Source organism: Tatumella ptyseos ATCC 33301, from assembly GCF_000735525.1.
Lineage (GTDB): Bacteria > Pseudomonadota > Gammaproteobacteria > Enterobacterales > Enterobacteriaceae > Tatumella > Tatumella ptyseos.
In genome coordinates this window covers 34,639-46,950 of sequence record NZ_JMPR01000028.1, presented here as the reverse complement: position 1 = coordinate 46,950, position 12,312 = coordinate 34,639, and the positions used below count along the sequence as shown (strand labels likewise).

Below are 12,312 nucleotides of genomic sequence, written 5' to 3'. Positions count from 1 at the left end.
TTTAATTCCTCATGTCAGGTAACCAAATTACCTAGCGTTCCATAATATGCTGAGGTTTTCATCATCCTTATCAGTTTAGCTGAATCAAATGTAGATGGCGCATCTTGCGGGATATATTCAAACTCAGGATCTGTAGATGTGTTACCGCCTGCATCGGCGTAAGTCGGAATAGAAAACAATCCTGTCGCAGCTTCCGAATACATGTTGTTAGACTTAAACTTAACCAGTCCTTGTGTGTCAGTGGTTGTATCACCGCGAATTATCCCAGGGGCAACAGCTAATCTTCGATAGTGAAAAATCGTATCTTGTATATTAATGCTGGTGACATTGTCGGATGCAGTGAACTTTCCGTATTGATGCACTATTGCCGCTCTGTTAGCAGATAAAGTGTCAATAATAGTTAAGTTTTTCACGGTGCAATTGCTGGCGTATCCGAAATATCTGAATTTAGACATCCAAAGCGCTGATGCTGATGCTGCCCTGCTAATTCCATCGTTAAATGATACGCAATCATGCATGACATTGTTACCCTGCCCCCACCTGCGATTAATAAACCATTCGGTGTTACTGGTGCCTGATGGCTGCGCTTGAGAGCCGTCACCATCAGCATTGGATATAAAGAGCAAAATCCCGCCAGCGTTATTAGCAGAGTAGCAATAACGAATAACACAATCCCACGTCATAATATCAAAATCGAAAGCCATCCTGTCTGCTCTGGATGCATATGACCCAATAGCAGAACAATACTCAATGACCGTTCTGTTCGAGTAAACAGTCCAGAAGGCAACCGCAGGGGCTTGAGTGTAGTTATCTGTAGCTGCAGTGTTTGACCTGTAGCTTGAGTAGTAACAGTTACTTATTTTAGAAACCAGCGGATTGGTAGTGTCATAATTAGCTGATTCCGGGGATGTGCAGCGATTCAGGATAGCTCCGTCATCCCGCATATTTGTAAAAGAGCAGCCGTCAACTATAGCGCCATTCGTACGATATCGGTCACCGACATTTGTTGTGGCATCCTGGTCTGACGGAACATTATAGTTGCCTAAAATCTGAACCCCCCTGGATAAATAATCAAAAGTACAATTAATGCACCCCATTTTATTAGCTGCAGCATTAACGTCCCGGTTAGCTACAATTGCTATGCCCTTGCAATACTGGCTTATCATCGTGTGCGGGAACGATTTAAAATTGCAGTTAGATGCATACACATCGACTGACGTATCAGTGAGTGTAGTTAACGCAGACAAAGCAACCACATCGGCAGACTGTGTTACCTCATTGGTGATAAAATCAATCATCAGCAGGGTGGTCTTCCGGATTACTATTCCCAGGGCTGGCACCGTTCCGTCATCCTGAATAATTACAGGGTTAGCTCCGGTTCCATAAGGCTGAATAAATGACTGTTCATCACTTGTTGACACAAGGTTTCTGAGCGAAAGATAGCTAAAGTTCCCCCTCTCAGATGTACCCCTTTTCACGTTGATAGTAAAAGGAAATGAAGGCTGCAGCGTTTCCAGTATTGCCCAGGAATTATAGGGACTATCGATTGTTCCTGTGCCATTTTCCGCTGCTGATGGGTCTATATAATAATTATTCATATTAGTCCTTAATAAGTAACCGGAGTTTCATACAACCTGACATCAACCCATGAATCTGACGGAACGTCCATCAAATCCCCTTTAACAATGGATACGGACGAACCGCTTATTTGCATTGTTCGCTCATACACCAGAACCTGAACTCCTGAGTCAGTATCGGAAACTTCGACTACTGCAAGATCGTCACCACCGGTAGGAGATTTCGGTGATTTAAATTGCCAACCCTCTGTTGCGAGTTTTGCACCAGGAATTAAATATGTACCCGTTGAAGAATGAGTAACGGAATATTCGAATGCTTCAGTATTAACAGCGCCTGAACCAGACCAGTTAAATCCCCCCGAGTTAATATCTGCCCTGTCAGATGTATTTGTGTCGGTAGCAACCCTTACAATTGGTGAAGCTGCCATTAATGTACCATCTGACGAAACGGTTACATTTGAAGAGTTGTATGGCTTGATTGTTGTTAAATAAATTATCCCTGATGGTTCAGTTGATACTGATGTGAATGCCGATGGGGTGTAAGCCACGTATCCGGAAAATCCAACATTTAGAGCTTTTATAGTTGAATAAGCACAACTATATGGCATTTTTGCATACAGTGTTACTGTATTCGCAGACTGAACAACACCCATACTGAGAATGTAATTTACATTATTGGCATCATCTGAAGCCGGGGCATCTAATGCAGTAATATTAAAATATGAATTAACATTTGATGAGGTTAGTGAAACACTGCTTAATCCTCTGGAGTTACCCGAAATAAGGTATGAACGACCATTCGGGAATACATTACCAGCGACCGTTATTAGTGCCTTAAATACCCCGTTCGCGTTTCCTGTTCCTGTTGCTGTAGTGAATTTAGCAACCGGCACCCATACATGACTGGTAGTGTCATTACTTGGCAAGGGGTAAGTAAAATATTGCTGATATCCAGATATTGCCGTATTGATTGCAGATTGAACCTGCTTCCTTGTCCAGTACAAATTATATGAGTACCCCTCATCTGACGGATTAGGGTACCCATATTCGCCGAATTGCTGTGCATTCATCAGGCCAAGAACCGGCAGCCCAGACGCATCATAATCCACAAATATCGTAGGGGATGAGTCCGGGTTCCCCATGCGAAGCATCACACCTTCAAGTGAGTCGGGGCCAGACTTAAACCCGAGACTTTGAAGCACTGGCAGCAGGACATTACTCTGCATCCTGAGCCCTTTATACCAGACGGAAGTTCGGACCATACCTCGCTCGTCTATGGTGAATGTACCCCGTCCGTTATCTCCCCCGAATGTGATCCCGGCTACACCCTTCGGCTCCCAGGGCGCAGATATAACATCGAATTGTCCGCGAGCGCCTCGTCGCCCGTCGAGATTATTGCCTGAATCCGGGGATGTTGTCGGATCACCCTCCTGCGAGTAAAAGCCGCCGACTATCTTGTAGCCGGAAGTGGATGCCAGATCCTGCCGCAGCACTGCATCACCCACAGCAACAAAATTACTCTCGTCTGTCGCCCAGGTTGTCGCTGTATTGCCGGTGGTGGTGTATGGGAGGGTTACGGAGGCTTTTGGTCGATAAAACTCGCCGTTATATGCAGTGATTTGGTTGCGCCGCTCAAACGTAATTGGTCCATCAACATAATCAGCCAGTGGCTCATAGCCAGAGTTCAGCAGGAACTGCTGGAAGCTATCATTCTCTGCAGCTAATTGGCTGGAAGCATTGTCTGCAATCTGGTCAAGCTTTGCGGCCGCATCTGCTTCAATACCCTTCCATGTCTTTCGCGCATTACCGAACCTGTCAGGCCAGGACTCATTCTCTGGATCGCTCACGAAATGGTCGGCAATCTGTGAGTTATCAAGCAGGTCGCGCGGATCGGCAGAGCCTAAAGGGTTGTTCGTATTGTAAGTCGCCATTTATAAGCCTCAGAAACGAGAAAACCCGCCGAAGCGGGTTAATTTTGATTAGATTTAGTTAGCTGACATCACCCGGATAGGTGTCGTCGTCATGCTGATAGAACCGTTCATCGTAGGCCGTAGCCGTTACCTGGCAGGTCCCGTCACTCTCCGGTGCAATCTCTGAAATCAGTGAGTCATAGCCCACGCTTTCTGAACTGCAGAAAATTACCCGTGGTGGCTCAATTGCCCCCATACTCATCTCCCATGCTTCAGGTGCAATATCGGTGCTGTAAGGGATGCTGAAAGTGAAGTCATCAATCTGAGTGGGTGTAAGCAACGCTGATGCGCTGCCGTCCTGGTACCGGATAACAATCCGTGGATTTGTGAATGTCCAGTCGAGAGGCTCCGATACGCCTATGATTATCAGGTCACTGGTATAACTCATATCAGTGACAAGACAGCTGATTGTGTTACTGCCAGGAATATCGTCCGTCAGTATTAGCCTGTCACCAAACCGATAGCACAGTGCATCAAGCTCGGTGGATAAAGAGAAAGATAACCGCTGATAGGTATACTTCATTAGGCGGCGCATACCGATTCGATAAGCCCGATCCTGCGTCACCACGCCATCCAGTTTATAAGCCTCCACTTTAGTCGGCGTCGGATTATCAGAGGTCCGGCACTGGACCGTTTCCTCAGCCCAGGTCGTTGAACTAATAAACGTGACATCCACTCCGTCATAATCATCCGAGGATGGCGCCTTAAATGAGGTCGTCAGCTCCTCCGTTGTTTCCTGCGGACTGATTACCCCGGACCAGCTTTTTATACCTTCCCGGCCTACCGTCGCCAGCCCGTCACTCAGGTGAAAGTACCCCATCCCGGCTGTTGCGATCTTCTGCATGATATCCAGCATTGAGGTACTGTCAGTGTCAGCGGAGAAATCGAAAGTTTCACCGCGTGGCGTCCAGTAATTAGTTTCCAATGCGCTTATGGCATCGGTATCTACCTGCGCCCCGGTATCGGCGAGAAGGTGATTCAGTGCGCCACTGATGCTCCTGGATGTGTAGCCATCATAAAGACGATTAGCAACAACGCTCACCCGGCGATCTGACTGTGACGCCAGACGGTTACCAGTGCGGATGGTGACACCCAGGGTGGTGATGTTTTTGTAACTGCCCGGTCGTTTGGATAGTTTCGACCTCATTGCCTGCCACTGCACGGAGTCACGGGTCGGGGAGCTCCACAGCGGAGTGTCACGCTTCATACGAAACTCATAATTTCCGGCAGACGGCAAAGTTATGACGTTCGTATACCCGATTTCATTAATTGTCTCATTACCGTGAGTGATAGCCACAGATGTCCAGTCTGTAGCTCCTAAAATCCGGTACTGAACGGTGATCTGTACCTCATGATAGTGCCAGGAGCCATCTTTGCTTCCCACATACAATAATCCTTGTGGGTAGATGAAATTAAGCTCTACTTCGGTAGTGGTTTCGCCATCAGGGCAGCATAGGAATGGACCCATCCAGTTGTAGCTGTCATTAATCCCTGTGACAGTGGCGTCCAGCAAAGTGCGCTCTGTAAACCCCGGCCAGTCTGCATCAACTTTCGTCGTGCTTGCAGTTGTTGTGGTTGCGGCAACTTCGATAATCCGTTCAACGGTAATGGCTAGCCCGTCAACATCGGTGATCTGATACTGGTTACCCTTCGGCCCGAAAGCGATCCTCTGCGTACCGGTAGGCATACCATTAAACAATGTACCGGTCGCACTACCATATGCCAGGGTGATTGATGGCAAAACCTCCGGAGTCCCGCCACTTGATGCGGTTCCGCTAACAACCACCGGAGAGCCGCCAAAAATGGCGGAAGGCAATACGGTGTAGCCAATGCTGTTCCCACTGAACGGGCTTGTAGGCTCGACAATTTCAAGCCGGCCGCTATTATCCTGAGCAACTAACCCGCTACCCGTTAACTGGTCTGTGATCGTGTCAACCAGGCCAGACATCGTGGTGTAATTGGCAGACAGCGAAATGATATAACTCACGCCTGACCAGGTCAGAGTGAACGACAATGCAGACGAGCTGAAGTCATATGTCGTCGGAGCGGCGCTGGCTGTTACTGATGCGGCATTACCGCCAGCGCCCGGCACTGCTGTAGTCCCTTTGTCATACGACGCAATATATAAGTCATAATCGAATGAGCTCCATTCCGCGCTTACCGGCATTCCGACGTAGGGAGCCAGTTCAGTGAAATCACCATAAATCCGCGTGTGCCCCGACTCAGTCGCTACTGTGAAGCTATCCGGCACAACCACAGTAAGAACTGTCCCGCTCACCCAGGAATCAGGCACCTTGGTATCAGTTTCTGCCGCAGTATCATCGTCATCATCATCTGAAGCTGTCTCCCCTATCAGAGTGATAGTGTTCCCGGACACAGTAATAGCATCAGCGCTGATACTCACTTTATTTGAGCCCGTCGATGCCAGATCAAGGCCGGACGTTCCGGAAGTAGTGCCGCCAACCTCGGTCGAGTTATACCAGTTGTCTGCACGACTATCGCCAGACACGTCAGCGCCAGGAGCGTAGAGCGTAAACGTGGCATCATCTCCGAATGATGAAATAGGTGTATTCCCGATTTTGATATCTGCACTGCTGATTGAGAAATTCCCCACGCCAATACTGAGAAACATTTCTGTGCGGTAAATCTGCGGATCGCTGGTATCAAAACGACTGACAGGCTGGACAAGATAATCCGGATAAACCCGATATTGGCCGAATATTTCCCGGATTGGGTCGCCAAGCTTTGCGGTATTGGCCTGCGCCGGATTCAGGTTAAGCTGATCGCCCGTTGCGGTCGAAGCCCCCTTTCCGAGCTTTGACATCATCACGATTGAGTACGCCGCTGATGCCACTGAAATTACAACCGCTGCAACCACAGCCCAGGTGACGGGGTCGGCTCCGGGTATCGGGTAGACTTTCACATCTGTATCTGGCCTGATATAACATAATGCCCACTCACCGGGAGGTACCGCGCGTCGGTTGACCTCGAAGATAACTCTTTGCGGATTATCTGGCCCATAGCCACTGACGTTTTCCGCCATCCATTGATGAATGGTCGTGTCACCATGCTCATGCGTTTCCAGCGGCTCTCCTGGCAGCCTTGATGGGTAAATTCTGATGGTCACTGGTAATACTCCACTTTTTGAAATCGCCGCTCAAAGCGGGACATCGGCATAAAGGTGATATTCCGCTTCGGGTTGGATTCTGCCGCCATCAGTTCGCCATTAATCTCGACCACCACAGCAAGATGACCAATCAGGCCGCCGCTGTAGCAGGCCGCAACTGCGCCGGGCGATGGCTGGCACGGTTTTATCTGCTTCCGGTATTCATCGCAGAAGTCGGCCATCTGCCTGCCGTCTTTCGTGACCGACTCAAACAGCGGCCACTCAGGAAATCCCAGGTCTCTCCTGACCTCATGAACAAGGCCGTAGCAGTCGAGGACCGGGTACACCCTTCCCCCCATCTGCCAGCGGACAGTCAGGTATTTGTCTGGATTGAACATGGATGCCTCTTAGCTGATGTAACGAAGCCCGGGGTGATCGGGAAGCGTGTACCGGTAACGCGGCCACGCTGTATCAAGCCAGTTCATGTAACCGGCGGTGATTTGCACCTGCAGGGATGTCCATTGGCCTGTTTTAATCGCCATGGTATAAGGCGTTGATGACGGTGCTGAAAGGTCGGTGGAAATGTATTGCCGGTATGTCACTGTCGCTCCGCTGAGAGAGTTCAGAGCATTCCGGATAGTAGTGGAGACAATCCCGTCAACGTTGCTGATCGCTATATTCAAATCCTGCGTACCGTCTGTGTTTCTGGCCGGAAGCGCGACATCCATAGCGCATGCAGTAAACGTCAGGCTATTGCCACTTTCGTCTGTAGCGACAATGTCGTCATACCCCTGGCAGAGATAATAAACGTCATCGCCTACATTGATTTGCAGAGTGTTAATCAGCACTTCCGGGCCGGACGATGCATAGAGCCGGTTTAATACTGTCATGCCTGCGGCCACTCCTTGTTGATGGCAATATCAATGATATCGGAACCGATAAGCAGCTCCGGATAATTACCCCAGCCAACCGGCGGCAAAGGCCGTTCCCACAATTCCAGCGTGGCGGTGTATTGCCAATAAATCGGGGCAACCAGCGTCGGGCCCTGATAAATATCCGTGAAACGGCATTTATAGTCCTTGGTGCCTACCGGAGTCTGCAGGCGCATATAGAACCAGGATGCACCGTCTGTTAGAGCATCCCGGAACCACGCCTCAAACACCTGGCACTGCGGGTCAGTGGTAAACAGCCAGGTCACTGACGCCTGGGTGGGAGTTGAGGTATACAGCCTGCGCTGCCTCGCACGACCGGATGTAAGGTCTGTGCGCCGGAGCGGGCTGATAGGCTGGAACGCATAGCCATCCTGCTGAGGTAATGGCAGATATTGGTGTGGATAGTAGATGTCTGCCATTAACCCGTTCTCCTTGAAGTGTTATATCCGGCAGTCAGTGACTTATGCACTTGCCCCTTTCCCGCAGCCAGATCTCCTGCAACCATCTTGTACCCCTGCTGAGCGCCCTGTTTTGCGGCTTGCTGCACAAGCTGGATGGTTGCATCAGATGGGTTGCCATTGATTGATATCTGCTGAGTAACATGCTGCGTCTGATTAGTTGTGGCTGTTGAATTACTGACATTTTTGGCGCCAGTCCCGAAACCTGAACGTGACAGAGTGGCATCCAGCCCATTTCTGCGAATGGCTTCAAGATTGCTGACGCCGATCCGCTTCGTTGCCGCAGCATCCATAACGAACTCCTGTCCGTGAACAACACCGGCAATATCACTCACGCCACCGTTACCGGTATACCCTCCTGACTGGAAGCCGTTCGCGGCGACACTGGTGATGCTTGAGGTGATGGTGCTCATCAGTGCGACAACGTTGGCAACCGCGGCTAAGTTGGCTGGAAACGGCAGGTTAGCCATGGCCTGAGCCATTGCCATGGGTAGCTGTATTCCTGCCTGAGCAATAGCAAATGCCTTTTGTGTGGCAAACGCGGCTTTATACATTCCCGACTGCTGCCCGAACATAGTACCCATTGAGTCGGTGATAGTAGAGAATGACGTCTGCGCTGATTCCATCTCCGTTTTGTGAAGTGCTAGGCTGATAGCCTGCTGGTTGGCCGCACCTTTGCTTTGGACATCCATCAGCGCCTTTTGCCGGTCCTGCTCATTGGCGAATGAGGCCGAGTTAATCGCTTTTTCCTGACTATTAAGCCAAGACGCATAATCAGTCTGGGCCTTTCTGAGCTTGGCGATAGTCTCCAACTGAGGATTGGACTGCAATCCGATCATGTTCATTCCTTGACCGGATAAGTCGCTGTTAGTAGCTCCGGACTTCAGCGTTCCACCGGCCGCATTCACGCCAGAGATAACCGAGTCGGGTAGCACTGATTTGCTGATCAGGTCAGACGCCTGCTTCGAGGCATCCTCTGGAGACAGTTTTTTAAGTGCCACCATTTGCTTGAGAATATCCAGCCGCTTTTGCAAAACATCGTTCTGTTTCTGCTCTTTCGGTGCAATCTCCAGCATCATTTTGCGGTAGTCATCCAGAGTGGTGACACTTTTCTGAAGGGCCTCTTGCCTATCGTAAGCTTGTTGAATTTCTTTCTGATGGTTAAGTAGTGATTGCTGGTCAGCCGTGATTGGTTGGCTGTTAGCTACCTTCCTTTGTATTTCAGCTAATTGTTGTTCAAACTTAACCCGCTGCTGTGTAACTGAAGATAGTTTCTCTGTCGTATTTAACTGTGCTGACAGTGCGGCGGTTTGCTGATCGATTTGGTCAACCAACCTGCTGCCTGCATCTTCGGTGTAGGCTTTCCCCTGGCGCTGTTTCGGTGCGGCCGGGTCTTTATATTTATTGTCTATATCCTGGCGAAGCTGTGCTTCCTCAGCGGCGCTTATGCTCGTACCAGCAGCGCGAGTCTTTTCCAAGGCTTCGGTGAGCAGGTTCTGCTCTTTAGTCCTTTTTTCAGCATTAGACAGGGATTGTTGTTGGAGGTTATCAATGTACTCTTGCGCCTTTATACCGGCCTGCTGCGCCTGGTTGTGCTTATCGACAAATCCATTCAAAACATCCTGGGTCGTGGCCTGACTTTGCAAAAATAACAACTGAGATTTAAGAGCCGCAAGCTGTTTATTCTGAACCCCGTCATCACCAATCCCTCCCAACCCAAAGGCTCCGGGCTTCACGTTGCCTTGAATGTCGGATATTTGCTTTTGGACATTAGCTATCTGCTGCTGTAGCGTCTGGCCACGACCAATATCCAACATGCTATCCCAGGCACCCTTCGCAGCCTCACCAACTGAATTCCAGATGGTTTCCAGTGTACCCAGACTGTTTTTAATCTCTCCCGCTCTCTGGGTTAGCGCATTGGCATAGGCGTCATTAGCAACTCTCGCGGCATCCTGCTGATTACCTTCATCTTGGAGTGCCTTTATCTGGTTGTAGGTTGCCAGCGTGAGGAAATGGTACTGGTCGTTCAGTTTTGTGACCGCCGCTACCGGGTCATTGGCAATATTGCTGAAATCGGAGACTAATTTATCAGTGGCCTGTCCGGTTGCATCGCTGATGCTGACAATTGCAGAAGAGACTTTCTGTAGAGAGTCGCCGGCAATGTTACCAGCCGAGACAACCTGATTAATAACTGATGCCGCTTGACCGTGCGTTGACCCTGTAACATTGCTGATGGTGGCAGCCATTTCTGATAACTGGCCGGATGTCTTTCCAACCTGGTTACCGGTGAGTATCAGGGATTTCCGGAATTCCTCCTGCTCTGCGGCCCCTTCATAATACGCAAGCCCGAGAACGCCAACGGCTGCAGCTGCCACTGTAAAAGGATTTACCAACCCTGCGACATACGTGCCAACGCCCTTGATAGTGGCCCCGAGCCCGCCAAACATTCCGGTAAGCCAACCACCCTGCTGGATCAGAACCATAAACGGCGACTGGCCACTGGCAAGGCCGCTTAAGATATAAGACATTTGCATCGGCAGCATTTGCATTGCATGAGCTGTGGTGTGTGACACTTCAGCAGTTTTTTGCAATTCATCTCTGGTTTTGGTCAGAGCTGCAGATAATTCAGTGTAGCGGTCTGTGGATAGCATCCCGGAAGATTTAGCATCATCAAGCTGTTGCTGCTGTTGGGATAACTTTCTGAACGATTCGCCAAGCGGGTCCAACTGAGCTAACAGCCTTTGAAGTGATGCGACCTGTGCATCATGCGCCTTTGCTGCGTCCCGCTCGGCCTGGGCTTCTCCGTTAACTTCACGGCGGGCCTCGTCTACCTTTTGGGCGTAAAGCCCATATTGACCCGCGCTGATTTTGCCACTGGATAGGGCCGCTGACAGGTCATTCTGCTGTTTCTCCAGGTTACGGAGGGCTGAGGAAACAGGATCGATTTTATCCAGCATCCTCTGGAACGACTGCTCTTGCTGCTCTCTTGCTTTTGCTGCATCGCGTTCAGCCTGGGCTTCCCCTGTAACCTCTTTTCTGGCACGCGCTATGCTTTCTGAATATTTGTCATATTCTTCGCCGGAAATTCTCCCGGATGAAAGCGCCGATTGAAGTGATTGCTGATCCTGCTCCAATCGCCGTACAGATGCTGACACTGGGTCGAGCTTATCAAGCATTTTCTGGAGTGCCAGGGCTTCGGCTTCATGAGCTTGCTGGGTGGCTTTAGCAGCTGCTGCAGCTTCTCTCTCAGCCTGAGCTATACCGGTTAGTTCATCATCAACCTTCTCGTATTTATCGACTAAATTACCCAGAATTTTATCGTAAGTATTAAACTGGGACTCGTTAATCAATCCTTTAGAGAATGACTGGGATAACTGCTTGCTCATGCTATCCAGTTGAGACAATGCCTTATTTGTCGGCCTGATTTTTTCGAGTAACGAGTTTAATGACTTCGCTTCATCTTCGATTGCCTTTGAAGCATCAGATGCCGCCTTTGGGCCCTGTTTCAGCCATGAATTTAAATCTTTGGTAGCGGAGGATAGGTTATCAGTTGCAGTTTCTGCCTTTTTACCCTCCTGAGAGAGATTATCCAGGGCACTCGCCAGTGTTTCAGCACTTTTTTGAGCGCCGGAGCTGTCGATGATGACGGCGAGGCGGGATGTTTGTTCTGCCATTTGCTTTTCTCCGGGCATAAAAAAACCCCGCCGGAGCGAGGTTATGGGCAATAATTTATTTCCTTAAAAAGTGAAATAACTTACTTATTCAGATGATTAATTAATGATTCATCGAACTTATTGTGCAGAGACTCCGGAATTTTATCCTTTATCGCTGTTAACTCCCCTGAGTATTCATCCAATAATTCCTGAACACTTTTCCTTTCGTTACCAATACGCATCCTTGTACAAATCTCGCTCACCTTAAAATCATCGAGAATCACGGAGTCTGCTAAGTTCCTGGTAACTCCGATTTTTGCAATAGGTACAAGCGCAGACTTCATAGGCAAGGGCTGCAGATCACTTCCACAATGCTTGCACTTGATTGCCTCTGGCTTCACCATTTCAGCGCAGTACGGGCACTTAACGAGACCTTCAGAAAGTTGCTCTTTCTCTATTGCCTTATGGTCTCTTTTAATACAAAGGGAGTGAATAAGGGCAACGATGAATAGTAATGCACCATAAACCCACCACGCACCAAATGATCGACCTTTGCTACTTGCTATCGCAGCAGGTATACAGCCTAAAACGGCACAGATTAGCAGTAATTCCACAT

8 protein-coding genes are annotated in these 12,312 nt (G+C 49.3%); all 8 read right to left on the bottom strand.

Features of this window, described 5'->3' with window-relative positions:
• Window positions 1-14 precede the first annotated feature (14 nt).
• Window positions 15-1,598: a hypothetical protein gene (locus GTPT_RS08020; protein WP_029989463.1), complete on the bottom strand. Its 1,584-nt coding sequence runs from the start codon at window positions 1,596-1,598 to the stop codon at window positions 15-17.
• Between the two features lie 8 nt (window positions 1,599-1,606).
• Entirely contained in the window at window positions 1,607-3,508 is a 1,902-nt protein-coding gene (locus GTPT_RS17320) for a phage tail fiber protein (RefSeq protein WP_051170693.1), read from the bottom strand.
• Window positions 3,509-3,566: 58 nt separating this feature from the next.
• Window positions 3,567-6,674 (bottom strand): host specificity factor TipJ family phage tail protein, encoded by a 3,108-nt coding sequence (locus GTPT_RS08010; RefSeq protein WP_029989460.1) that lies wholly within the window; start codon window positions 6,672-6,674, stop codon window positions 3,567-3,569.
• A complete protein-coding gene (locus GTPT_RS08005; RefSeq protein ID WP_029989459.1) occupies window positions 6,671-7,051 on the bottom strand; it encodes a CHAP domain-containing protein in 381 nt (126 codons plus the stop codon). The genes GTPT_RS08010 and GTPT_RS08005 overlap by 4 nt, the downstream gene beginning before the upstream one ends.
• A gap of 9 nt (window positions 7,052-7,060) precedes the next feature.
• Window positions 7,061-7,543, bottom strand: coding sequence for a DUF1833 family protein (locus GTPT_RS08000; RefSeq protein ID WP_029989458.1), 483 nt, complete (start codon window positions 7,541-7,543; stop codon window positions 7,061-7,063).
• Window positions 7,540-8,004: a hypothetical protein gene (locus GTPT_RS07995; RefSeq protein WP_029989456.1), complete on the bottom strand. Its 465-nt coding sequence runs from the start codon at window positions 8,002-8,004 to the stop codon at window positions 7,540-7,542. Before GTPT_RS07995 ends, GTPT_RS08000 begins: the two co-directional genes overlap by 4 nt.
• A complete protein-coding gene (locus tag GTPT_RS07990) occupies window positions 8,004-11,717 on the bottom strand; it encodes a phage tail length tape measure family protein (protein ID WP_029989454.1) in 3,714 nt (1,237 codons plus the stop codon). The genes GTPT_RS07995 and GTPT_RS07990 overlap by 1 nt, the downstream gene beginning before the upstream one ends.
• Window positions 11,718-11,797: 80 nt before the next feature.
• Window positions 11,798-12,310: a zinc ribbon domain-containing protein gene (locus tag GTPT_RS17470; RefSeq protein WP_029989452.1), complete on the bottom strand. Its 513-nt coding sequence runs from the start codon at window positions 12,308-12,310 to the stop codon at window positions 11,798-11,800.
• Window positions 12,311-12,312 lie beyond the last annotated feature (2 nt).

Excerpts from the sequence above, each read along its gene's own strand:
- GTPT_RS08020 (WP_029989463.1), bottom strand. The coding sequence starts at position 1,598 with ATGAATAATTATTATATAGACCCATCAGCAGCGGAAAATGGCACAGGA.
- GTPT_RS08005 (WP_029989459.1), bottom strand. The coding sequence starts at position 7,051 with ATGTTCAATCCAGACAAATACCTGACTGTCCGCTGGCAGATGGGGGGA.
- GTPT_RS17320 (WP_051170693.1), bottom strand. The coding sequence starts at position 3,508 with ATGGCGACTTACAATACGAACAACCCTTTAGGCTCTGCCGATCCGCGC.
- GTPT_RS07995 (WP_029989456.1), bottom strand. The coding sequence starts at position 8,004 with ATGGCAGACATCTACTATCCACACCAATATCTGCCATTACCTCAGCAG.
- GTPT_RS08000 (WP_029989458.1), bottom strand. The coding sequence starts at position 7,543 with ATGACAGTATTAAACCGGCTCTATGCATCGTCCGGCCCGGAAGTGCTG.
- GTPT_RS07990 (WP_029989454.1), bottom strand. The coding sequence starts at position 11,717 with ATGGCAGAACAAACATCCCGCCTCGCCGTCATCATCGACAGCTCCGGC.